The organism is Streptomyces sp. JH14, assembly GCF_029428675.1.
Taxonomy (GTDB): domain Bacteria; phylum Actinomycetota; class Actinomycetes; order Streptomycetales; family Streptomycetaceae; genus Streptomyces.
Genome location: NZ_JAJNEL010000001.1, coordinates 2,470,191 through 2,492,849 on the forward strand (window position 1 = coordinate 2,470,191; position 22,659 = coordinate 2,492,849).

General features: G+C 68.3%; 20 protein-coding genes, 1 tRNA gene and 1 pseudogene. 8 read left to right on the forward strand and 14 right to left on the reverse strand.

The features are described from left to right. The first annotated feature begins 104 nt into the window (after positions 1-104). Together bcp and LRD69_RS11090 are read left to right on the forward strand one after the other, a co-directional pair. Entirely contained in the window at positions 105-572 is a 468-nt protein-coding gene (bcp, locus tag LRD69_RS11085) for a thioredoxin-dependent thiol peroxidase (protein ID WP_277326406.1), read from the forward strand. 67 nt (positions 573-639) lie between these two features. Then, a tRNA-Leu gene (locus tag LRD69_RS11090) sits at positions 640-723 on the forward strand. A 60-nt stretch (positions 724-783) separates the two neighbouring features. Here the strand turns inward: LRD69_RS11090 and rdgB are convergent. The 4 genes from rdgB to LRD69_RS11110 all read right to left on the reverse strand — a co-directional run bounded on the left by rdgB (position 784) and on the right by LRD69_RS11110 (position 2,982). Continuing rightward, positions 784-1,386 carry an RdgB/HAM1 family non-canonical purine NTP pyrophosphatase gene (rdgB, locus tag LRD69_RS11095; RefSeq protein ID WP_277326407.1) on the reverse strand — a complete coding sequence of 201 codons (603 nt, stop codon included), beginning with the start codon at positions 1,384-1,386 and terminating at the stop codon, positions 784-786. 34 nt (positions 1,387-1,420) lie between these two features. Beyond that, positions 1,421-1,819 carry a hypothetical protein gene (locus tag LRD69_RS11100; RefSeq protein ID WP_277326408.1) on the reverse strand — a complete coding sequence of 133 codons (399 nt, stop codon included), beginning with the start codon at positions 1,817-1,819 and terminating at the stop codon, positions 1,421-1,423. Positions 1,820-1,921: 102 nt separating this feature from the next. Continuing rightward, entirely contained in the window at positions 1,922-2,659 is a 738-nt protein-coding gene (rph, locus tag LRD69_RS11105; RefSeq protein WP_277326409.1) for a ribonuclease PH, read from the reverse strand. Positions 2,660-2,748: 89 nt separating this feature from the next. After that, positions 2,749-2,982, reverse strand: a complete 234-nt coding sequence (locus LRD69_RS11110; RefSeq protein WP_037692518.1) for a PTS glucose/sucrose transporter subunit IIB — start codon at positions 2,980-2,982, stop codon at positions 2,749-2,751. Between the two features lie 223 nt (positions 2,983-3,205). Here LRD69_RS11110 and LRD69_RS11115 point away from each other — a divergent pair, with 223 nt between their 5' ends. Both LRD69_RS11115 and LRD69_RS11120 read left to right on the forward strand, forming a co-directional pair. Beyond that, positions 3,206-4,516, forward strand: a complete 1,311-nt coding sequence (locus tag LRD69_RS11115) for a PTS transporter subunit EIIC (protein ID WP_277326410.1) — start codon at positions 3,206-3,208, stop codon at positions 4,514-4,516. A gap of 261 nt (positions 4,517-4,777) precedes the next feature. After that, on the forward strand, positions 4,778-6,082 hold the full coding sequence (locus tag LRD69_RS11120; protein ID WP_277326411.1) for a PTS transporter subunit EIIC: 1,305 nt from the start codon (positions 4,778-4,780) through the stop codon (positions 6,080-6,082). Between the two features lie 71 nt (positions 6,083-6,153). Here the strand turns inward: LRD69_RS11120 and LRD69_RS11125 are convergent, their stop codons facing one another. Further along, positions 6,154-6,906, reverse strand: coding sequence for an MBL fold metallo-hydrolase (locus tag LRD69_RS11125; protein WP_277326412.1), 753 nt, complete (start codon positions 6,904-6,906; stop codon positions 6,154-6,156). Between the two features lie 184 nt (positions 6,907-7,090). Here LRD69_RS11125 and LRD69_RS11130 point away from each other — a divergent pair, with 184 nt between their 5' ends. Further along, a complete protein-coding gene (locus tag LRD69_RS11130) occupies positions 7,091-7,570 on the forward strand; it encodes a type II toxin-antitoxin system PemK/MazF family toxin (protein WP_277326413.1) in 480 nt (159 codons plus the stop codon). Positions 7,571-7,694: 124 nt separating this feature from the next. Here LRD69_RS11130 and LRD69_RS11135 read toward each other — a convergent pair whose 3' ends face one another. The 6 genes from LRD69_RS11135 to LRD69_RS11160 all read right to left on the reverse strand — a co-directional run bounded on the left by LRD69_RS11135 (position 7,695) and on the right by LRD69_RS11160 (position 13,012). After that, the gene (locus LRD69_RS11135; protein ID WP_277326414.1) at positions 7,695-8,645 is read right to left on the reverse strand and encodes a cysteine synthase; all 951 of its coding nucleotides are present in this window, start codon (positions 8,643-8,645) and stop codon (positions 7,695-7,697) included. After that, a complete protein-coding gene (locus tag LRD69_RS11140) occupies positions 8,645-8,923 on the reverse strand; it encodes a MoaD/ThiS family protein (RefSeq protein WP_277326415.1) in 279 nt (92 codons plus the stop codon). Before LRD69_RS11140 ends, LRD69_RS11135 begins: the two co-directional genes overlap by 1 nt. Positions 8,924-9,022: 99 nt before the next feature. Further along, complete coding sequence (locus LRD69_RS11145) at positions 9,023-9,148, reverse strand: putative leader peptide (protein WP_277329922.1); 126 nt, start codon at positions 9,146-9,148, stop codon at positions 9,023-9,025. Between the two features lie 137 nt (positions 9,149-9,285). After that, on the reverse strand, positions 9,286-9,717 hold the full coding sequence (locus LRD69_RS11150) for a M67 family metallopeptidase (protein ID WP_277326417.1): 432 nt from the start codon (positions 9,715-9,717) through the stop codon (positions 9,286-9,288). An 88-nt stretch (positions 9,718-9,805) separates the two neighbouring features. Then, the gene (locus LRD69_RS11155) at positions 9,806-11,239 is read right to left on the reverse strand and encodes an amino acid permease (protein ID WP_277326418.1); all 1,434 of its coding nucleotides are present in this window, start codon (positions 11,237-11,239) and stop codon (positions 9,806-9,808) included. Positions 11,240-12,817: 1,578 nt separating this feature from the next. Further along, positions 12,818-13,012: a hypothetical protein gene (locus LRD69_RS11160; protein WP_277329923.1), complete on the reverse strand. Its 195-nt coding sequence runs from the start codon at positions 13,010-13,012 to the stop codon at positions 12,818-12,820. Between LRD69_RS11160 and LRD69_RS11165 the strand changes: the two are divergent. Next, positions 12,926-13,390: pseudogene (locus LRD69_RS11165) on the forward strand (transposase family protein); the annotation flags it as partial. The gene LRD69_RS11160 and the pseudogene LRD69_RS11165 sit on opposite strands and share 87 nt — an antisense overlap. Before the next feature lie 232 nt (positions 13,391-13,622). On the opposite strand, the gene LRD69_RS11170 reads toward LRD69_RS11165, so the two are convergent. From LRD69_RS11170 to LRD69_RS11180, 3 genes are all read right to left on the reverse strand, one after another. Further along, complete coding sequence (locus tag LRD69_RS11170) at positions 13,623-15,086, reverse strand: NF041680 family putative transposase (protein WP_277326419.1); 1,464 nt, start codon at positions 15,084-15,086, stop codon at positions 13,623-13,625. A 139-nt stretch (positions 15,087-15,225) separates the two neighbouring features. Beyond that, on the reverse strand, positions 15,226-15,615 hold the full coding sequence (locus LRD69_RS11175) for a hypothetical protein (protein ID WP_277326420.1): 390 nt from the start codon (positions 15,613-15,615) through the stop codon (positions 15,226-15,228). After that, entirely contained in the window at positions 15,615-19,172 is a 3,558-nt protein-coding gene (locus LRD69_RS11180; RefSeq protein WP_277326421.1) for an ALF repeat-containing protein, read from the reverse strand. Before LRD69_RS11180 ends, LRD69_RS11175 begins: the two co-directional genes overlap by 1 nt. Positions 19,173-19,894: 722 nt before the next feature. Here LRD69_RS11180 and LRD69_RS11185 point away from each other — a divergent pair. Then, the gene (locus LRD69_RS11185) at positions 19,895-20,392 is read left to right on the forward strand and encodes a hypothetical protein (RefSeq protein ID WP_277326422.1); all 498 of its coding nucleotides are present in this window, start codon (positions 19,895-19,897) and stop codon (positions 20,390-20,392) included. Positions 20,393-20,444: 52 nt separating this feature from the next. Next, positions 20,445-22,649, forward strand: a complete 2,205-nt coding sequence (locus tag LRD69_RS11190; RefSeq protein ID WP_277326423.1) for a trypsin-like serine protease — start codon at positions 20,445-20,447, stop codon at positions 22,647-22,649. The last annotated feature ends 10 nt before the right edge of the window (positions 22,650-22,659 follow it).

Below are 22,659 nucleotides of genomic sequence, written 5' to 3' on the forward strand. Positions count from 1 at the left end.
CCGGTAAACCTTCGTCGACAGTCTGTCAGCTCGACGGGCCGCGCACCCGGCGGCACCCCTATTACTCTCGGTGCCGTACACGCCACACGCCCCTGAGGAGAACCATGAGCGAGCGACTCCAGCCCGGCGACACCGCCCCGGACTTCGCCCTGCCCGACGCCGACGGCAACACCATCTCGCTCGCCGACCGCAAGGGCCGCAAGGTCATCGTCTACTTCTACCCGGCCGCCCTCACGCCCGGCTGCACCAAGCAGGCCTGCGACTTCACCGACAACCTGGAGCTCCTGGCCGGCGCCGGATACGACGTCATCGGGGTCTCCCCCGACAAGCCGGAGAAGCTCGCCAAGTTCCGCGAGAAGGAGAACCTCAAGGTCACACTCGTCGGCGACCCGTCCAAGGAGACGCTCGAGGCCTACGGGGCATTCGGCGAGAAGAAGCTGTACGGCAAGACGGTGACGGGTGTCATCCGCTCCACGGTCGTCGTCGACGAGGAGGGCAAGGTCGAACGGGCCCTGTACAACGTCAAGGCGACCGGCCATGTAGCCAAGATCATCAAGGATCTGGGCATCTGATACGGAAGTTCGCGACCAGGTAGCCTGCTGATGCGAGGCCACGCCCCGGTAGCATGGTTGGCGGCCAGCGGCGGTGGTGCAAAGGCGACACAGCAGACTTAGGATCTGTGGCCCGTGAAACGGCTTGAGGGTTCGAATCCCTTCCGCCGCACCGAGACGGCCTGTGAATCGAAGGAGTCGATTTACAGGCCGTTTTACGTTTCCGTAGGCGTCAACCCACCAGCTCCCGCACGACCGGCACCAGCGCCCGGAACGCCTTCCCCCGGTGGCTGATCGCGTTCTTCTCCGCCGGCGTCAGTTCCGCGCACGTCCGGGTCTCGCCCTCCGGCTGGAGGATGGGGTCGTAGCCGAAGCCGTTCGTGCCGGACGGGGTGTGGCGCAGGGTGCCGAGGAGGCGGCCCTCGACCACGCGCTCCGTGCCGTCCGGGAGGGCGAGAGCCGCCGCGCAGGCGAAGTGGGCGGCGCGGTGGGTGTCGTCGATGTCGGAGAGCTGGGCCAGCAGCAGGTCCAGGTTGGCGCGGTCGTTGCCGTGGGTGCCGGACCAGCGGGCCGAGAAGATGCCGGGGGCGCCGCCGAGTACGTCGACGCAGAGGCCGGAGTCGTCGGCGATCGCGGGGTGGCCGGTGGCCTGCGCGAGGGCGTGGGCCTTGAGGAGGGCGTTCTCGGCGAAGGTGACGCCGGTTTCCTTGACGTCGGGGATCTCGGGGTATGCGTCCGCGCCGACGAGTTCATGGGTGAGGCCGGCGTCGGCGAGGATCGCGTGGAGTTCGGTGATTTTCCCGGCGTTGCGGGTGGCGAGGATCAGGCGGGTCATGTGCCGATTATCGCGGGGCGTGCCGGGCCCGGTGCTACGAGGTGCAGACGTTGCCGATCTCCTTGGCGGCGTCGGTGACCGGGGTGATGTCGGGGGTGGCGTCGCCGTTGTCGATGGCGGTGCGGACGTTCTTGACGCCGGTCTGGAGGTCGTCGACGGCCTTGCCGAGGTCGGCGTTGTCGGTCGTGTCGCCGAGGTTGCCGAGTTCCTTGTCGATCTGGTCGAGGGCTTCGGTTGCCTGGGTGGGGTCGTTCGAGGCGTTGGAGACGGCCTGCTGGAGGTTGCTGACGCTGGTGGCTATGGCGTCGGCGGTGCGGACGCAGTCGAGGGCCTTGTCGACGGCGCCGCAGCCGGTCGCCGCGGTGAGGGCGAGGGTGAGGGTGGTCAGGGTCAGCGCGATGGTGGTGCGGCGGTGGCGGGTGGCCTCGGCCATGGTGCGGTTCCTCCCGGGGTGCGGATACACGGACGGGCGCACGGTTCGATCCGTGCGCCCGTACGTGTAACGACGCGCTGTGCTGCGTACTTGGTTGCTTCTTTACTCGCCGAGGGTGCGGGCGAGCGCAAGGTGCTGGTGCGCGGTGAGGTCGACGCAGCCGGCGGTGGCGAGGTCGAGGAGGGCGTTCAGTTCCTTGCGGTCGAACGGTTCGGCCTCGGCGGTGCCCTGGACCTCGACGAAGCGGCCGTCGCCGGTGCAGACGACGTTCATGTCGGTCTCGGCGCGGACGTCCTCCTCGTAGCAGAGGTCGAGGAGCGGGGTGCCGTCGACGATGCCGACGCTGACGGCGGAGACGGTGCCGGTGAGCGGCTTGCGGCCGTGCCGGATGAGCTTCTTGCCCTGGGCCCAGGTAATGGCGTCGGCGAGGGCGACGTACGCGCCGGTGATGGCGGCGGTGCGGGTGCCGCCGTCGGCCTGGAGGACGTCGCAGTCGAGGACGATGGTGTTCTCGCCGAGGGCCTTGTAGTCGATCACGGCGCGCAGGGAGCGGCCGATGAGCCGGCTGATCTCGTGGGTGCGGCCGCCGATCTTGCCGCGTACGGATTCGCGGTCGCCGCGGGTGTTGGTGGAGCGGGGCAGCATGGAGTATTCGGCGGTGACCCAGCCTTCGCCGCTGCCTTTGCGCCAGCGCGGGACGCCTTCGGTGACGGAGGCGGTGCAGAAGACCTTGGTGTCGCCGAAGGAGATGAGGACTGAGCCCTCGGCGTGCTTGCTCCATCCGCGTTCGATGGTGACGGGGCGGAGCTGTTCGGGGGTGCGGCCGTCGATACGAGACATGGCGTCGAGCCTATCGGCTGTGCCGCAGGCCCCGGTCCGGGTGGGAGCGGGGCCTGTGGAGTGCGGAGCCGGACGGGCTCAGTGGGTGGTCACATCATGTCTTCGATGTCGGCGGCGATGGGGTCGGCGTCGGTGCCGATGACGACCTGGATCGCGGTGCCCATCTTGACGACGCCGTGGGCCCCGGCGGCCTTGAGCGCGGCTTCGTCGACCTTGCTCGGGTCGATGACTTCGGTGCGGAGGCGGGTGATGCAGCCTTCGATTTCTTCGATGTTGTCGATACCGCCGAGCCCGGCGACGATCTTCTCAGCCTTGCTGGCCATGTCGTTTCTCCCTGCTGTTCGCGTCCGCGTGCCGGCCCACCGTGGGTCCGTTTCGTCACGGTAACGCACGGTTGGCCCAACTTCGCGGGCGAGCTGTCGGCCCATCACCAATGATGACGATCATCGGCGCCCTGTCCTTTCGGGCGGGCTCCGCACCGTAACGCAACTGGTCTACACCAGTTTGCGCCGACCGCCAAACGTGGCCTGTTCCGGGAGGACGCCGATGAGTTCGGACAGCGTCGCCCTGCCCCGGAAGCGGTGGTGGAACGGCCTCTTCCAGGGCCTCCAGAAGATGGGGCGCAGCCTCCAGCTCCCGATCGCGGTGCTGCCGGCTGCGGGCATCCTCAACCGGCTCGGCCAGGACGATGTGTTCGGCAACAAGGGGCTCGGCTGGAACGACGTCGCGAAGGTCTTCGCCGCGGCCGGTGGAGCACTGCTCGACTCCGGTCTGGGCCTGCCCCTGCTGTTCTGCGTCGGCGTCGCGATCGGCATGGCCAAGAAGGCGGACGGTTCGACGGCGCTCGCGGCGGTGACCGGCTTCCTCGTCTATTACGCGGTGCTGCACGCCTTCCCGGTGGACTGCGCGCCGGGCTCCACCTTCACCGACGGCGGCACCTGGTTCGGCACCTGTGTCACCGGCGACGCGAAGGTGACGGCCGCCGAGTACCAGAACCCGGGGGTGTTCGGGGGCATCGTCATGGGCCTGCTGTCCGCCTGGTTGTGGCAGCGGTACCACCGGGTCAAGCTGGTCGACTGGCTGGGCTTCTTCAACGGCCGCCGGCTCGTGCCGATCATCATGGCGTTCGTCGGACTGCTCTTCGCGGCCCTGTGCGCCTGGCTGTGGGCACCGATCGGCGACGGCCTGACCAGCTTCTCCAAGTGGCTGACCGATCTGGACTGGCTGGGCTCCGGCATCTTCGGTGTCGCCAACCGCGCGCTGCTGGTCATCGGCCTGCACCAGTTCCTGAACACCTTCGTCTGGTTCCAGTTCGGCGACTTCACCAAGCCGGACGGGACGGTCGTGCACGGCGACATCAACCGGTTCCTGAACGGGGACCCGACGGCCGGGCAGTTCACCACGGGCTTCTTCCCGATCATGATGTTCGCGCTCCCGGCGGCAGCTCTGGCGATCTACCACTGCGCCAAGCCGCATCGCCGGAAGGCGGTCGGCGGCATGATGCTCTCGGTCGGTCTGACGTCGTTCGTGACGGGTATCACCGAGCCGATCGAGTACTCGTTCCTCTTCGTCGCCCCGCTTCTGTATGCCATCCACGCGGTGCTCACCGGTGTCTCGATGGCGGTCAGCTGGGCGCTGGGCGTGAAGGACGGCTTCAGTTTCTCGGCGGGTCTGATCGACTACGTCATCAACTGGAGCCTGGCGACGAAACCGTGGCTGATCATTCCGATCGGGCTCTGCTTCGCAGTGGTGTATTACGTGCTGTTCCGATTCGCGATCACCAGGTTCAACCTGCAGACACCCGGGCGCGAGCCCGACGAACTGGAGGCGGAGATCGAGAAGGACCTCGTCAAGTAGGCCCCGAGCAGGCATTGCGCCCGGCAGGCAAGGGCCCTCGGACCTCAAGGTCCGGGGGCCTTTCGTCATGTCACGGCGAGTTTCGATGAGCTACTGCGAAATAGTCGACATTTGCAGGTTCCTTATACAACCCACACCGTGCTAAAACTGGTCTACACCACTGAGTGGTCCAGACCACGTGACGCCCGTCACGTCTCTAGAGTCGTCGCCCCCCAAAAAAATCCCTGTTCCTGGCGGCGCCTTGCCTACTGGAGGAAGTTGATGAGTACGGCCACCGCCTCGGCGGCCCCCGCAAAGAAGCGGGGCTCCGGCCTGTTCCAGGGCCTGCAGAAGGTGGGACGCAGCCTCCAGCTGCCCATCGCCGTACTGCCGGCCGCGGGGCTCCTGCTCCGCCTCGGCCAGGCGGACGTCCAGGAGAAGCTGCACCTGCCCGCAGATGTCGCGAAGGTCTTCGCGGGAGCCGGCGGCGCCATCCTGGACAGCTCGTTCGGGTTGCCGCTGCTCTTCTGCATCGGCGTAGCGATCGGTTTCGCGAAGAAGGCTGACGGCTCCACCGCCCTCGCGGCTGTTGTGGGCTTCCTCACCTACTACGCGGTGATCCACCAGTTCCCGATCGAGGCGGGTCACGAGGGCGCCACATACACAGGCACCGGTCTCGGAGGCGGTTTCTGGCAGAAGGGCACCGAGGCCGCATCTGCTGCGACCTTCCAGAACCCCGGCGTCCTCGGCGGCATCATCCTCGGCCTCCTGACTGCCGTCCTCTGGCAGCGTTTCCACCGCACCAAGCTGGTCGACTGGCTCGGCTTCTTCAACGGCCGCCGACTCGTCCCGATCATCACCGCCGCCGTCGGCACCCTCCTGGGCGTCTTGGTCGTCCTCGGCTGGGAGCCCATCGGCGACGTCATCACCAACTTCGGCGAGTGGATGACCGGCCTCGGTGCGGGCGGCGCCGGCCTGTTCGGCCTGATCAACCGCGGACTGATCCCGATCGGCATGCACCAGTTCGTGAACTCGGTGGCCTGGTTCCAGATCGGCGACTTCACGAACTCCGCAGGTGACGTCTTCCACGGCGATCTTCCGCGCTTCTTCGCCGGTGACCCGAACGCCGGAATGTTCATGACGGGCTTCTTCCCGATCATGATGTTCGGACTGCCTGCTGCCGCCCTGGCCATCGCGCACACCGCTCGCCCCGAGCGCCGCAAGGCCGTGATGGGCATGATGATGTCGCTCGCGCTGACCTCGTTCGTGACCGGCGTGACCGAGCCGATCGAGTTCTCGTTCATGTTCATCGCGCCGGTGCTGTACGCGATCCATGCGGTTCTCACGGCCATATCGATGGCGGTCACCTGGGCGCTGGGCATACACATGGGGTTCAGCTTCTCGGCGGGCCTCACCGATGTCCTCATCAACTGGGGTATCTCCACGAAGCCGTGGCTGATGATCCCGGTCGGCCTGGTCTTCGGCGCGATCTACTACGTGCTCTTCCGCTTCGCGATCACCAAGTTCAACCTCACCACCCCGGGCCGTGAGCCCGAGGAGGAGTTCGAGGACCTGACGAAGGCATAAGCCTGAGTACCGACGACGGAGCCCCCACCTTCCGGGCGGAAGGTGGGGGCTCCGTCGTACCTGCGAGAGGCCTAGATCTCGTAGACCGCGCCCGGAACCGCCAGCTCCGCCGGGCCGCCGTAGACCGCACGGGCGTCCGCCAGATTGCGGTTCGCGTCCGTCCACGGTGGGATGTGGGTCAGGACGAGCCGGCCCACCTTCGCGCGCGCGGCGAGCTCACCCGCTTCACGGCCGTTGAGGTGGAGGTCCGGAATGTCCTCCTTGCCGTGGACGAACGACGCTTCGCAGAGCAACAGATCGGTGCCCTCGGCCAATTCGTCCAGCGCATCGCACGTCCCGGTGTCGCTGGAGTACGTCAGCGAGCGGCCGTCGTGCTCGACGCGGATGCCGAAGGTGTCGACGGGGTGGCAGACCTTCTCCGTACGGACCGAGAACGGGCCGATGTCGAACGAGCCGGACTTCAGCGTGTGGAAGTCGAAGACCTCGCTCATCGCCCGTTCGGACGGGGTGTCGCCGTGCGCGGCCGTCAGCCGCTGCTCGGTGCCGTCGGGGCCGTAGACCGGAATGGGCGCCGGGCGTCCGCCGTCGTGCCGGTAGTAGCGCACGACGAAGTACGCACACATGTCGATGCAGTGATCGGCATGGAGATGGCTGAGGAAGATGGCGTCCAGGTCGTAGAGGCCGATGTGGCGCTGCAGCTCGCCGAGGGCGCCGTTGCCCATGTCGAGGAGCAGCCGGAAGCCGTCGGCCTCTACGAGGTAGCTCGAGCATGCCGAACCCGCGGACGGGAACGAGCCGGAGCAGCCGACGACGGTGAGCTTCATGGAGCGTGAACCTCCGAGACGTGGGAACGGGGAGGGTTCGTGCAATTTGTTGAGCGTAAGGGGCTACCTACCCGGTCGCTCCTCCAGGGCCTGCCGTTGTGGGCGAACTCACCTGCTCTGTCACCGGTTCGATGGAAGCGGGTGCGAAGGGCGGGACGGCTGATGCGCCGGTACGGTCGAGTGCATGGACATGTCCTGGTGGCCGGCGTTCGGCGCGGTCGTACTGCTTGCTCTCCTTGCGGCGATAGCCGACGGACGGGGCCGGGCCGGAGGCAGCAACCGGCGTCCGGGCGGCCGCCCGCGTGGCCGCACGCGCCCGCCGGGGAGGACGGAGAGACCTGGGGGCGGGCCGGAGCGGGCACCGCGGCCGGGCGAGATCTGGTGGGCCGAGGTCCCGTACGAGGACAGGCCCGGTTCGAAGGACCGGCCCTGCCTGGTGCTCTCGGTACGGGGTGACGCGGCGCGCATCGCGAAGATCACCAGCAGGCATCGCGAGGATCGGCCGGGAGTGATCGCGCTGCCGCCGGGCGCGGTGGGCGATGCGCGGGGACGGGCGAGCTTCCTGGAGACGGAGGAGCTGCGGGAGGTGTCGGTGCGGGGGTTCCGGCGGCGTGTGGGGGCGGTGGACGCGACGGTGTGGGAGCGGGTGCGAGGGACCAGGTGACGGGGTCCGGTACCGCCCGGCTGCTGCCGGCTCCTCCTGCCCCCGGACGGAAAAAGTCCCCGGTCGCCGGGTGGGCCGGACTTCCGGGCCACCCGGCGACCGGGGACGGTACGCAGCGGGGCGGCTACGCCCAGAGCTGGCCGTGCAGCGTCTCGATGGCGGCTTCCGTGGTCGGGGCCGTGTAGACGCCCGTCGACAGGTACTTCCAGCCGCCGTCCGCGACGACGAAGACGATGTCGGCCGGCTCTCCGGCCTTGACCGCCTTGGCGCCGACGCCGATGGCCGCGTGGAGTGCCGCGCCGGTGGAGACGCCCGCGAAGATTCCCTCCTGCTGGAGGAGTTCGCGGGTGCGGGTGACGGCGTCGGCGGAGCCGACGGAGAAGCGGGTGGTGAGGACCGAGGCGTCGTAGAGCTCGGGGACGAAGCCCTCGTCGAGGTTGCGGAGCCCGTAGACCAGGTCGTCGTAGCGCGGCTCGGCGGCGACGATCTTGACGTCCGGCTTGTGCTCGCGCAGGAAGCGGCCGACGCCCATCAGTGTGCCGGTGGTGCCGAGGCCCGCCACGAAGTGGGTGATGGAGGGCAGGTCGGCGAGGATCTCCGGGCCGGTGGTGGCGTAGTGGGCACCCGCGTTGTCCGGGTTGCCGTACTGGTAGAGCATCACCCAGTCGGGGTGCTCGGCGGCCAGTTCCTTGGCGACGCGGACGGCCGTGTTGGAGCCGCCGGCCGCCGGGGAGGAGATGATCTCGGCACCCCACATGGCCAGCAGGTCGCGCCGTTCCTGTGAGGTGTTCTCCGGCATGACGCAGACGATGCGGTAGCCCTTGAGCTTGGCCGCCATGGCGAGCGAGATGCCGGTGTTGCCGCTGGTGGGTTCCAGGATGGTGCAGCCGGGGGTCAACCGGCCGTCCTTCTCCGCCTGTTCGACCATGTGGAGCGCGGGGCGGTCCTTGATCGAGCCGGTGGGGTTGCGGTCCTCCAGCTTGGCCCAGATGCGGACGTCGTCCGACGGCGACAGCCGGGGCAGGCGGACCAGCGGGGTGTTGCCAACCGCGGCGAGCGGGCTGTCGTACCGCATCAGTTCATGCCGCCGGCGACGGCCGGGAGGATGGTGACGTTGTCGCCGTCGCTGAGCTTGGTCGAGATGCCGTCGAGGAAGCGGACGTCCTCGTCGTTGAGGTAGACGTTCACGAAGCGGCGGAGCTGGTCGCCGTCGACGATGCGCTCACGGATGCCGGCGTAACGGCCGTCGAGGTCCGTGAAGAGGTCGGCGAGGGTCTCTCCGTTGCCTTCGACGGCCTTGGCGCCGTCGGTGTAGGTGCGGAGGATGGTGGGGATGCGGACCTCGATGGCCATGGCGTGGGCTCCTGTCGAAAGCGGAGAGGTGGCGTGGGGCGCGCGGCTCTGCCCCGCGCAGGGGTTCGTGCTGGACGGCGCTGCGGGCCGCGGCCGGGCTCAGGCCGTGCGGCCGGCGGGGCGACGGCTCGTACAGATCGCGCTGGACAACCTGCACAGGTCGACGTGCAGCCGCGCCACGAGCAGCGTGCCCGGCGTCTTGTCGCTCACGTCAAGGGGAACCATGAGCTCATCGTATCGATTCCCGGCCCGGAAGCCGGTATGTGATCTCACCTGGTGGATGGCGACCGTCCGCCGGGTGGACATCGGCGGGGCGGGAGGGGTGCCTGGAGGCGCGGCCCCTCCCCCGTGCCGGCGGGCGGTCAGGCGGGTTCGTACGCCTCGACGACCTCGACGTCCTCCTCGGTGATCACGCCGTCGACGATGCGGAACGAGCGGAACTGGAAGGGGCCCGCACCGTCGGTGTCGGCGGTGGAGACGAGCACGTAGTGGGCGCCGGGCTCATTGGCGTAGGTGATGTCGGTGCGCGAGGGATAGGCCTCGGTCGCGGTGTGCGAGTGATAGACGATCACCGGCTCCTCGTCGCGGTCGTCCATCTCGCGGTACAGCTTCAGCAGGTCCGCGGAGTCGAACTCGTAGAACGTGGGCGAGCGGGCGGCGTTGAGCATGGGGATGAAGCGTTCGGCGCGGCCGGTTCCGGCCGGGCCCGCGACCACACCGCACGCCTCGTCGGGGTGGTCCGCGCGGGAGTGAGCGACGATCTGGTCGTACAGCGCCTGGGTGAGGGTCAGCATGGCGCCAGGATAAGCAGAGGGCCCCCGCGACTCCGAGGAATGGTACGCGGGGGCCCGCATGCTGGACAGAGGTGCCGGAGGTGCCGGCTCAGCTCTTGGCGAAGGCCTTGTTCTCGGGGTTGCGGGCCTTGAGCACCAGGTACGAGACACCGAGGATCAGGGCCCAGAGCGGGGCGCAGTACAGCGAGATCCTGGCGTCCTTGTCGACGGCCATCATGACGATGACCATGCCGATGAAGGCGAGCGCGAAGACGCTGGTGTACGGGGCTCCGGGGGCCCGGAAGGCGGACTGCGGAAGCGCGCCGCGGTCGGCCAGGAAGCGGTAGCGGATCTGGCAGACGAGGATCATGATCCAGGCCCACATGCCGGAGATGGTGGCGAAGGAGACCACGTAGGTGAAGGCGTCGCCGGGCCACTGGTAGTTGATCCACACGCCGACGAGCATGAGCGCGGCGGAGAAGGTGGTGCCGACGAGCGGGGTGCCGCTCTTGGTCAGCTTGGTGAAGAACTGCGGGCCCTGGCCGTTGAGCGCGAGGTCGCGCAGCATGCGTCCGGTGGAGTACATGCCGGAGTTGCAGGAGGAGAGGGCCGCGGTCAGCACCACGAAGTTGACGATGCCCGCACCGATGCCGAGGCCCATCTTCTGGAAGGCGGCGACGAACGGGGAGATGCCGGGCTCGAACTCGGTCCACGGGACGACCGAGAGGATCATGATCAGCGCGCCGACGTAGAAGACGGCGATGCGCCACGGCACGGTGTTGATGGCCTTGGGCAGGACGGTCTTCGGGTCCTTGGACTCGCCCGCGGTGACGCCGACGAGCTCGACGGCGAGGAAGGCGAACATCACGATCTGCAGGGTCATGAGGGTGCCGCTGATGCCGTGCGGGAAAAAGCCGCCGTCGGACCAGAGGTGGGTCACGCTGGCGGTGTCCCCGGCGTCGGAGAAGCCCAGCGTGAGAATTCCTGCGCAGATGAGGATCATGCCGACGATGGCCGTGACCTTGACCATCGAGAACCAGAACTCGAGTTCACCGAAGAGCTTCACGGAGATCAGGTTCACGCCGTACAGAATGATCGTGAAGATCAGTGCGGAAACCCATTGGGCGATGTCGAACCAGTACGTCATGTACTGAGCCGCTGCGGTGACTTCGGTGATTCCGGTGACGACCCAGAAGAGCCAGTAGGTCCAGCCGGTGACAAAGCCCGCGAAGGGCCCGACGAATTCGCGCGCGTACTCCGAGAAGGAGCCCGAGACCGGGCGGTACATGAGGAGTTCGCCCAGCGCCCGCATGATGAAGAAGATCACCAGGCCCGCAATGGCATAGGCCAGGATCAGGCTGGGGCCCGCTTTGGCGATGGCCTTGCCCGCGCCGAGGAAGAGGCCGGTGCCGATGGCCCCGCCGATCGCGATCATCTGGATCTGACGGGCGCCGAGGGCCCGCTGGTATCCCTCGCCCGAGGTGACCGCGTCGGTTGCGGCCGGACGGCCGTCTTGTCCCTTGTCGACCTTCGCCGATGTCATGGTGATGCGCCTTTCTCCACGCTGATCCGCGCCGCGCAGGCTGCGGATCAGGTCCTGATCCCCCCGGATATGGATGGAGTGCGACCGGCGGTCCGCCGGCTGTAGCGCCCTCGGGAACAGGGGTGGCGTCCCCGAGTGGTCGTGAAGATTTATCACGGGCCCAGGGGTGAGCCATCGGACATTATGTGGCGCATGCCATAGGAAAAAGCGGACAAGGGGTTTCTGTTTGCCGCAAAAAAGGCCGTTCAGGTGACGGGATCGTTATTCGGATTTGAGCGTTCGTTGAGCGAACACCCGGCGGCGGTGGCGCTCGCCGGACCCCTCTGCACCGGGGCTTGCCGAAAACCGTGCCGGAAACCCCAGTGGGGGATGCCGGGCGGTGGTGACAAACGCCCTGGTCAGGGGCTTTCGGGCTGATGCCTGGGAGGTGTCTCGGGGGACACTTTCCCTGGCAGGTGCCGTGGAGGCCGACTGACCGCTGACAGCCGAGCGGATAGGGGTCAGGGAGGTCGCCCCTGTTGTCGCCGGAGGCCGTCGTGTGCCGGGGATGGGGGCTCTGGCCTGGGGAGTTCTGGTGCGGCTGGTGTGTGGTGGGGCTGGTGCGAGTGCGGTGTCGGTGGTGTGCGGGCGGGGAGGGAAGTCCGTTCTGGTGCCGGGTGTCCGGGTTGGACCGGGAGTTGCGGGTGGCGCTTGCCAGTGGGATCGGTGAGTTGCGGGACGGTGGTCTCGCGGACCTCGAGGCATCCCGGCTGGAGACGCGGGCCAGTGCCTATGACGCGGGCAAGCGGGCGAGCGAGGCTGTCAACGCGGTGACCGATCTGCGGCGGGACGTCGACCGACTGCACGACGCGCCGTCTGAGGCGACTGCCGGGAGCGGCGAAGGTCTCGGGGACGGCTCGGAGCAGTTGCCCGGACCGCAGCAGGCGGCGACGGGAGAGTCGGCTTCGGCGGACGGTGTCGTTTCTGCGGAGGGTGAGGGGCCGGCGGGTGTGGAACCTGCCGGGCAGACACAGGAGGGCGTGGTCGGCACCTTGTCCGATGGGGTGCCGGATGGGGCCGGCTCTGTTGCTCGGGAAGCGGAGCCGGAGGTGCCGGGGCGGAAGGGGGCGGGTGGAGGAGCCGTATCCCTTCAGTTCGGCGGGCCGGATCCGGGCGGTCATGAGGGCCGGCAGGGTCGCGTCGGCGACGCTGGTCTGTCACCGGGACGCCGGGGAGTTCGTCGCGGCGCAGGTCGGCAGTCATCCGCACTTCCGGACGCCGGCTCTGGAGGAGCGCGAGGACGGTCTGGTGGCCGCGGTGCTCTCGGGCCGGTCCCTGGTGGCCGTGCTGTTGTCTCTCTACCGGGTCACGGAGACCAGTCTCGGGGAGAGGGCGCCGATGAACTGGAGATCTATGCCGACTGGGCCATGGCCTCGCAGGTCTACGGCGCGGTGGCAGGAGTGCTCAGCCGGACGCTGCCGGTGGAGGGTGAGCCGGTCGTGGTGACGATCGACAGCCGGATGCCCGCACCACGATGAGTTCGCCTTGTTCCGTGAGGACGGATGGGTGGGCCCGATGGTTCTGCCTGCCTGGGCGTGGTCATGCGTTGATGTGGTGTTCCAGGGCTGCGGTGGCGTGGTTCTCGAGGAAGATCTGGCGGCTGGTGGCGTTCTGGGAGAGGACGAAGCCGAGAACGAAGACCTTCTGGCGTTCGTGATCCTGGACGGCACGCTGCTGCCGATCGACCGCGTCGCCGCCGACCGCCCGTACTACTCCGGGAAGCACAAGCATCACGGCATGAACGTCCAGGTCCTCACCGACCCGCACGGCAGGCTGCTGTGGGCCTCACCCGCGCTGCCCGGCTCCACCCACGACCTCACCGCCGCCCGGACGCACGGCATCGTCGACGCCCTTGCTGATGCCGACGTCAAGTGCTGGGCGGACAAAGCCTGTCAGGGTGCAGGCCGGTGTGTTCGCGTCCCGTTCCGGGGCCGTCGATTCAAGCGACGGCAGCGTCGGCACAACACTACCCACGCCAAGATCCGCTGTGTCGGCGAGCAGGCCATGGCCACGCTCAAGTACTGGCGTCTACGGCGGAAACTCCGCTGCTGTCCCGACCGCACCACCAGCATCGTGAAGGCCGTCCTCGTCCTTCACCACGCATCAGCGTGAGGTTGGAAAAGGCTCAGTCGCACGACACGACGGACGGGCTGAAGTCAACGGGCGCGACCGCGTACACATGTGACAACAGGGCCTCCTGGAACAGCTCTTGGCTCCAACAACCACTGAGCTACCGAGAGGCCCTGCCTTCATGCGCGCATCACCGGAAGATCACCCGGCCAGGATCCCTGTTCGACCCACACGTTCCATGACCGGTTGAGACACGGCTTCTAATCTTGTGTTTTTACCTCGCTCGCGTCGTGTTCGAGCCGGAATGCCTCTCCGGTGTCGCGCCGTGCTGGTGGCCTTCCCCTACGGCGGGACGGGTTGCACGGGTGGTGTTCCGGTGGCCTGGCGGTCGTCCGGGGCCTGCTGTGCCGGGTTTCTGCACTCCGGTGGGGTTGGGCAGGTGGGGGTGGATGTGGCGAAACCCTCGGCGGACTCGCGCGGGGGACAACTGCCGTGGTGGCTTGGGTCGTTCCCAGGGGCGGCGGTGGTCCTCGGCGAGAGGGCGGGCGAGCCTCAGCTGGGTGTAGGCGGCGATCACGAGCCACGTCCACAGATCGGCGCTGTGCGGGTCGCGGAGGCGAGGGGCGGTCCAGCCCAGGGTCTGCTTGAACAGCCGGAAGGTGTGCTCGAGGTCGAAGCGTCGCAGGTAGGCCGACCACAGGCGGTCGATGTGGGTGGCGTCAGCGCTGGTGCGTGAGGCCCACAGCCATACCGGGTCCGGACGGCGCCCGGAGGGCAGGCGGGCGACCGTGAGGCGGATCAAGGTGCCGTGCAGGGTGGGGAGTTCCTCGTCGGGGTGGACGTCGTGGGCCCAGGGTCCTCGTCGTTGGAGTTGTTGGTGCATGCGGTCCCAGCTGTGGGTTTCGGCTCGACCGTAGCGTCGGGTGTCATTCACGGTGTTCTGGTCGGGGATGGGCCAGGTGTCAGGGGCGACGTTCAGGGTGAGGCGGCGGCCGTGGCGGGCGGGCCGTCCGCCCTTGCGGCGGTAGACCGGTTCGCCGAGGTCGGTGTAGTACACCCGGTCACGGCGGACCCTCACGACGAGTTCGATGGGCAGGTCGGCCAGGAGCCAGGCCAGGCGGGTGGCGTCGTAGCCGGCGTCGAGAACCACGAGTACATCGGGGTCGCCCTCGCGGCGATGGCCGGTGCGGATCAGGCGGGCCAGGGCCTCGCGGATCTGGTCGGCGGTCAGCTCGGTGACATCGTCGCCGGGGGCCACCCGCTGCGCGTCGAGGATCGCGGTCCATGAGGAGCGGCCGGGCTCGAGAGCGGCCAGGAAGGAGTAGGGCCAGCCTGGGATGTTCTGGCCACTGGCCGTGCCATAACCGCTGACGTGGCAGAACCTGCGCTCCGGGCTGGTATCCGCGTCGGGCCGCAGCCATGGGGTGACGTCCACGGCCAGCACGACGCGCCCCTCGGCGCTCCTGGGCACGGGCGTGGTGGCCACAAGGTAGCGCAGGCGGGAGAACTCCATCCACCCCTGGTTGACCGCGTCGTACAGGGCCCCGTGGCTCCGCTGGAACTCCGGCTCCAGGGCCAGTTCCACCAGCGAGCGCACCGGAGTGCCGGAGCACAGCACGGCGTCGGTCAGCTCGAAGAGCGCGTCCGCGCGCCGATAGAGGCAGTCGTGGTAACCGCGGCGGAAACGAGCCAGTGCGCCCTTGGGTTCGACATCACACAGACAGCTGGCGATACTCATGTCAACGGCCGTTCTTGTTCCGGGAGTTAGCACTCCGAGAACCGGAACGGCCGCCTTCACGTCACGGCACACCACTCACCCGATCATCGGCCGAGCACACCACCGCTCGAACACGACGCGAGCGAGGTAAAAACACAAGCTAATTCTCCGTGCTCTTGGTGAGCACCAGGGACCACGACCCATCCGGAGTGCTGAACGCCACCTTCCCTCCGCCGCGCGCGTAGAGCTGGACACCGGAGACCTCACCGATGCCACGCTCATCGATGTCCAGGTAGACGAAGTCGCTGGCGGAGCTGTCGACGAACTCCCATTGGCCGTGGAAATCGGCGGGGTCGGCGTGCTCGTCCGTCGACAGATCAGTGGCGGTGAATGTGCCGTCGGAATCAAGCCGGATCTCGCCGCCGGTCTCCTTGTTGCGGTACAGGCCGGGCAGATCTTCGGCGTCGACCTGAGCCGTGCAGCCTGCGGTGAGTACCGCAGAAGCGGCCAGGGCAGCGGCGAACCAACGTCCACTCGTCAGCTTGCCCACTACGGCCCCAGCGTCACGTTGAACTCGATGACCATGGTCATGGTCGACCCTGGCCCTGAGTCACCGCTGACCCAGTCGATCAAACCATTGATGGCCTTACCGGCGGTCTCCTTGTACCAGTCTTGGTACCCGATGACAGGCGGGCGGGTTGCGGACTCAATGCTCTGCTCGCTGTACGCCGTGTACCGCCACACCACGCTGCCGTCCGCGTTCTTCCGGATGGGGGTCATCCGGATCTGCTGTGAGCCCAGGAACGCGTACGCGGAGTTTCCGGTGTACCCGGTCAGGAACCTGTCTGTTGGTTGCGTGGCCCCGGCGTCTCTGAGCCACTTCAGGCCCTGGAAACCAGCGAGACTGTAGTCGTACATGTACGTGTGGCCCAGCTCGTAGTTCCCGGACTGCACCCGCCCGGCAAAGTAGTCGATGACCTCTTTTGTCCAGGGATGATCGCGGTAGGTGCTGGTGAACCCGTCGTTCGGGCCGAAACACTGGGACCGATCGCCGCCCCCCGTAAGCCAGCTCCATCCCAGCTCAAACGGGTTATTGCCGTTTCCGGACGGGATGGGCTTGCCGAACGGCGTCAGACAGCTCTCGGCTCCGACCGGAAGGCTGTTCCCGCCGGAGCCGATGGGAACGGTCGCATTGTCGATCGCCTTCTGGATCGCCTCGCGCACCGCGGCCTGGGCAACAAGAATGTAGGCCTGGGTTGCGGCCTGCGCGGCGGCGACGGCGTCCTTGCCGGCTTCGATTGCCTGCTTGCGAGCTACCGTTGCCGAGATCGCGGCGTCTGTGGCGTAGCGCGCGGCGATCTCTGCGGACCGCACTGCTCGCGTCGCGGCCTGGCGTGCCACGCTGCTCGCCTTGACTGCTGCGGCGGCTGCGTTGCTCGCGGTCTGGGCGGACTTCGCCGCTTCGGCCGCGGACGTCTCGGCGGCCTCGGCATTGTCACGTGCTTCCTGTGCAGACGTCTCTGCATCCGCGGCATAACCCTTGGCGAGGTCGGACCACTCCTTCGCTTTGTCAGCGGCCTGGCGTGCGAGGGCGGCAGCCTCGGAGGCGCGGGCCGCGTCCTCCTGCGCATTCGCCGCGGTCTTGGCCGCGCGTGCGATCGACGCTCGGACCGCGCTGATGTGCGTGGCGCGATCGTGGTCGATCCGCGCGAAGTCGTGCTGAGTGGTTGCGATGAACTGGCGGAGCATGAAGGTGTCGCCCTCGAGCGCGATCTGCGCCGCCGCCTTGGTGTAAGGGCCTCCGGTTGCGAGGAGCGCGGACGCGGCCACCCGGTCGTCCTCGCGTACGGCCGCCTCGCGGCCGACCCACAGGAAGGTGTGCACGGCCTCGGCGGTCCCCGCGTCCAGTGCGGCCGATGCCTCGCTTCGCTCCCTCGTGCCGCTGCTGGGGTTGGCCAGGATCCTGGCCACCTCGACCCGGTTGTCATCGGCGGCTGCCTCGACCGATCCGGTCTCCAGGAATGTCTTGATCTTGGCCGGGTCTTCGGTCTGCAGAGCCGCCGCGGCCGCCGTGGCCACGGCCTCCGTCGACATTGCGGCGAGCGCCGCGACGTTCTCGACGTCGTCCTGCTGCAGCGCGAGGACCCGGTCGGTCGAGATCCAGTTGACGACGTCCTGATCCGAACCGGCCAGCGCGTACTCCGCTGCCTGACGGGTCCAGGTCCCCGAGCCCTCCAAGAGGCCGACCGCCGCCTTGCGCCCGGCCGCCGCGGCCTGCTCGACGGTTCCGTTCTGCAGTGCTGATTCCGCAGAGGTGATGAGTGCCCGGAGCTCTTCGGAGAGGCGTGCTTCCTGGGTCCGCTCCCGGTTGAACCGTTCGAGCTCGTTCAACTCCGTGTGCGCCGCGAGCCGTGCCTGCTCGATCGCCTCGCTGGTCTCCTCGGCCAGACTCTCGGCCTCGGCCTGGCGGGCCGCCGCTTCGACATCCCGCGCCTTGACGACCGCGGCGGCGGCGGCATTCGCCGCCTCGACAGCGGCGTTGGCAGCCAGCGTGGACCGGTTGGCGTAGTCGACCGCCTCACCGGCGTGGGCGGCCGCTTCCTTGGCCGCGGCCGCGGCCTTCTCGGCGTGATCGGCGGCGCTGTTGGCCGCATCACGCGCCGCGCGGGCAGCGGCGGCCGCCTGCCCGGCCAGGTTCCGTGCCCTGCCCGCCGCCTGGGTCGCCCTGGCCGCGGCGGCTTCCGCTTCGGCGGCGGCCCGCTTCGCAACAGCGGACTCGGACTGGGCAGCTCCGGAGGCCACGGCCGCGTCGGCCGCCGCGCGAGCGGCGTCGGCCGCGTTGATCGCCGAGCTGGCGGCGGCGTCGCCCGCCCGCAGCGCCGCGTCGGAAGCCAAGGCCGCGAGGTCTGCCTTGGCGGCCACCGTGCGCACGAAGCTCACCAGCTTCAGCGCGACGTCTGCCGCCGCGGTGGCCGCGCCCGCCATCGCCCTGTCCTTGGAAGCGGCGATCGCCGCACGATACGCATTCGCCGCAGCGCGTCCCGCCGATGCCGCAGCCGCGGCAGCGGCATTGGCGGCAGCCACCGAACGCTGTGCGGCGGACTGTGCCGTCCGTGAGGCCGACACCGCGGTCGACGCGGCCGCGGCCGCGCCCATGGCCGCCTGCGCGGCCTTCCCTGCCGCCTTGGCTGAGCGTGTGACATCCTGCTCGGCGGCCAAGGCCTCAGCCTTGGCCTCCAATGCCGAGGCTTTCGCCTTCTCGGAAGCACTGACTGCCTGGTCGGACAGCTCGACAGCCTCGTCGGTCTTCAGACTGGCGCGGCGTCCTTCCTTCTCCACGAGGTCGACCAACTGCTGGATCGTGGCCGATTCCTCGTCGCGTGCCCGGGCGATGTACTGACCCGTCTCCAGGAACCACCGGATGGCCCTGGCCGACCCGTCGTCCATGGCCCGACTCGCGTACTCACGCACCTGTGGTGACCCTGAGGCGAGGATGGTCATCACCTGCACACGATCGTCCTCCTCCTGCGCGGTGAACCGCCCGTCACTGAGGAAGGCGCGCAACGCGAAGGGGGAATCGGCCGCTAGCGCGGCAGATGCATCACGCTTCACAGCCTTGGCACCGTGGGCCTGGACCGTACTCACGGCCACCCTGAGATCCTCGTCCACGGCAGTCTGGAAACCGCCCTGGAGGAGGGTCTCGACCGCTGCGTCCCCGCTGGACAACGCCGCACCGATGGCGTTGCGCGTCGCCAAGCCCGCTGTGGCCAGGGACTCCGCGAGGGCGAACCTGTTGTCCTCGGCCCAGGCCACAGGTGCCTTCTGATCGAGGAACTCCGTTATGTCCGCGGCGGAGCCCGCCAGCGCCGCGGACGCCGCGGTGCGGACGGCCCGGCGGCCCGATCGGTACGCCCAGACCACCTTGCCGCGATCGGTATCCGGAAGCCCAGATCCCTCGGGCACCGCCGGCGTGCCACCCGAACCGCTCGCCGCGTACGCCGGGCGTGTCCCGAACATACCGGTGGACAGCACGCTGCCGGCCGCTACCCCGGTGAAAATGGCCAGCGTCTGACGCCTACTCAACCCCCGCCGTGATTGCTGTGACATCACGACTCCCTTCCACTCTCACTGTGTCTATCCGACCCGTACTCGCCCCGATGGCGCGGCACGGTGCCGCCCGCCCGCCGCGTTGCCCAGACAGATGCGCAAATAGCGCGCAGGTGCTGTTCGGGCATCGAGGCAGCATGATCCCAACACCCATTCAGTTAAACGTCAATTGGATAGCAATGCGAGGTGCAGGTCTACGGCTTGATCCGTGGTAATTGTTCCGTTTTCTCGGGGAATCGGCTCCATCATTCATGACGGATCACAAAGCGTGACCCGTCCGGCAAATTGGAAGTCTCGACTCCAAACATCTCTCGATGGAATTTCTATCCGCGCGTCAAATCCCACACATTCGCGAAGATCACACCTCTGATTCTTCACGGGTCCTTCACGATCATCCCTACAACCTTCGCGAGGCTGGCTGTTTCGGCGGGCGAATTCGCCAACCCTGCATGACCGCTTCCGGTTTGTCCTGTTGGACATGTGGAGGGATTGAGCTCTTGAATGAGGCGCCGCAGAAAGCCGCTTCAGCTCGCCTGGATGAATTCGCACGCCTCGCCAGGTGGGCTGAAATGGCCTGCACGGAAATATCGGCAGCCGTCATCCCGGCTGCATCCAGGACTTGCTCGCATTTCCCTGAAACGGCGTAGAGGCACCCGGTCGGGACGCGTCGCTATGCATAGAAAAAGGGGATGAGGCACCTGATCTATAAGAGGGAAGTGCACATGAAACTCGTCACTCGCATCATTGCGACGGCGTGTGCCGCCGGCCTGGCGGCCGTGCTGTGGACGACTTCGTCGGCGGGCCAGCCGACGGGGAACACGGACTCCGTGGCCGACGCGGCACCCGGCTATGCCGTGGAGGACTACAACTACCCGAACGCGGACAAGATCCTCGCCGAGAAGAACATCGTCCTGAAGCGGGGCGACGGGCACATCGTGCTGGCCGACTGCGCCAGCGAGACCGGACTGCTCGAGGTCTGGGCCCGCAGCAAGGACAAGATCTGCTTCAAGGTCACCGGGAACAGCGGCTGGCTGACGCTTGAGATCCCCTCCGTGTACGCCGTCAAGGGCAGCGTCGGCCAGAGCGCCCAGGTCGACATGACGGTCGGCACGGAGGAGAAGTCCTTCGACGTCGCCAAGAACACCTGGACCGCGGTCGGCGAGAGTGCCGACCCCGAGGGCCGCGACCACATGCTCGTCGAGATCCGCACCTCCAAGTAGGAACGTCAGACCGCCTGTTCACCCCTTGGATCCCGCAGCAAGGAAACCACTCATGCAGCACTCCCGAGGTCTCCGCCTGGCCACGCTCGGCGCAGCCCTGATAGCGGCTCCGCTGGCGCTGTGCGCCGCACCCGCCTCCGCAGTCACCGGCACGCCTGTCGCCGACTCCGACACCACCTACGCCTACACGGCCCAGATCACCGTCGGCCCGCACGACCGCGGCTGCTCCGCCGTCCTCGTGGACGCCGAGTGGCTGCTGACCGCGGCGAGTTGCTTCGCCGCCGACCCGGCCGCTTCGCTCGCCGTCCCGGCCGGAGCCCCGGAGAAGAGCACCACCGCGATCATCGGCCGCTCCGATCTGTCCGGCACCCAGGGTGCCGAGCGGCGCGTGGTCGAACTCGTCCCGCGTACCGACCGCGATGTCGTCCTGGCCCGCCTCAACAGGCCGGTCACAGGCGTCACTCCGGTGGTGCTCGCCGCGTCCGCACCGGCAGCGGGTGAAGAGCTGAAGTTCGCCGGTTACGGCCGTAACAAGACCGAGTGGGCACCGCTCAAGCTGCACACCGCCGCCTACACCGTCGACTCGGCGGCCGCCACCTCCGCGACCGTCACCGGCAAGGACGGCGCGGCCGCCTGCATGGGCGACGCAGGTGGCCCCGTCGTACGCGCCGGCCAGCTCGTCGGCCTCAGCAGCCAGTCCTCGCAGGGGGGTTGCTACGGCATCGACCCCGCGCAGACCTCCACGGCCGGTGTCATCTCCCGTGTCGACGACCTCAAGTCCTGGATCGACGGCAAGGTCGGTGCCACCCGGATCGTGGACTTCAACGGTGACGGTCTCGAGGACATCGCGATCGCCGACCCGAGCGGCACGGTCGGCACCGACACCACCGCGGGTCTGGTGCGGATCGTGTACGGCGGGGGCAAGGGTGTCGCCGAGATCAACCAGGACCTCGACTGGGTGGCGGGCGGCGCCGAGCCCGGCGACTCGTTCGGCGACTCCATGGACACCGTCGACTGGAACGAGGACGGCTACACCGACCTCGTCGTCGGCACCACCCTCGAGGACGTGGGCACCGCCGCCGACGCGGGCTTCTTCGACATCCTGTACGGCGCCCCGGGCGGTATGGGCACCGGCGCGCTGAAGAGCACCCACTTCGAGCAGGGTGCGGGTGACGGAGAGATCAAGGCCGCCACGCCCGAGGCGGGCGACCGGATGGGCGACAACGTCGTGGCCGGCACCACCGCCGCGGGCGAGCCCTACATCGTGGTCTCGGCGCCCGGCGAGAAGGTGGGCACGATCGCCAAGGCCGGTGCGGCCTTCTACCTGCGCGGCTCCGTCAACGTCGCGATCCACCAGGACAAGACCGACGTCCCCGGTGCGGCCGAGGCGAACGACGGCTTCAGCGCGTCTTTGGCCGCCGACTCCAACCACATCGCGATCGGCGCACCCAATGAGGTCATCGGTGGCGACGCCGCCGCAGGCAACCTCGCGGTGTTCAGCCACACCCTGAACGCCGACGGTCACCCCAAGCCGCTGTTCGGCCTCGACCAGGACCTCGACACCGTCTCCGGCGGCGCCGAGGCGAACGACGACTTCGCCTGGTCGCTCTCCCTGACCGACTACCGCCCCTCGGGCTCGCCCACCGCCAACGAGTCGATCCTCGCGATCGGTTCGCCCGGTGAGGCCATGTCCACGGACGGCGGCGCCACGCAGAAGGCCGACGCGGGCCGCGTCGTGGTCGGCCGCGTGACCGCCGCGGGCGCGTGGAGCGAGACGCGTCAGCTGTGGCAGGGCACCGCCGACGACGACGTCTCCGGCACCGCCGAAGCCGGCGACCGCATGGGCGAGAGCCTGACCGCCGTCAACACCGCACCCCGTGCCGTGAGCACCAGCGCTACCATGCGCCTCGCCGTCGGCACCCCCGGTGAGGCCCTCGGCACCACCGCCAACGCCGGCGCCATCCACACCTTCTCCCTGGTCGCAGCGGCCGGCACCAACGACCGCTGGATCGAGGCCGGAGACGGCGACGGCATCCCCGGCACCCCGGGCGCCAACCAGTACCTGGGCCGCAACATCCACTACACCGGCACCAAGCTCTACGTCGGAATGCCCTACGGACCCGGCCTCGGCGCCCTGTACGCCCTGCCCATGTCCAACACCATCACCGGCGGAACAGTCGCACCGGTGACCGTGTACAAGCCGGGCACCGGCGGCCTGCCCAACGTCGGCACCCGCTTCGGCGCGCAAGCCCGCTGATGTAGGCGTC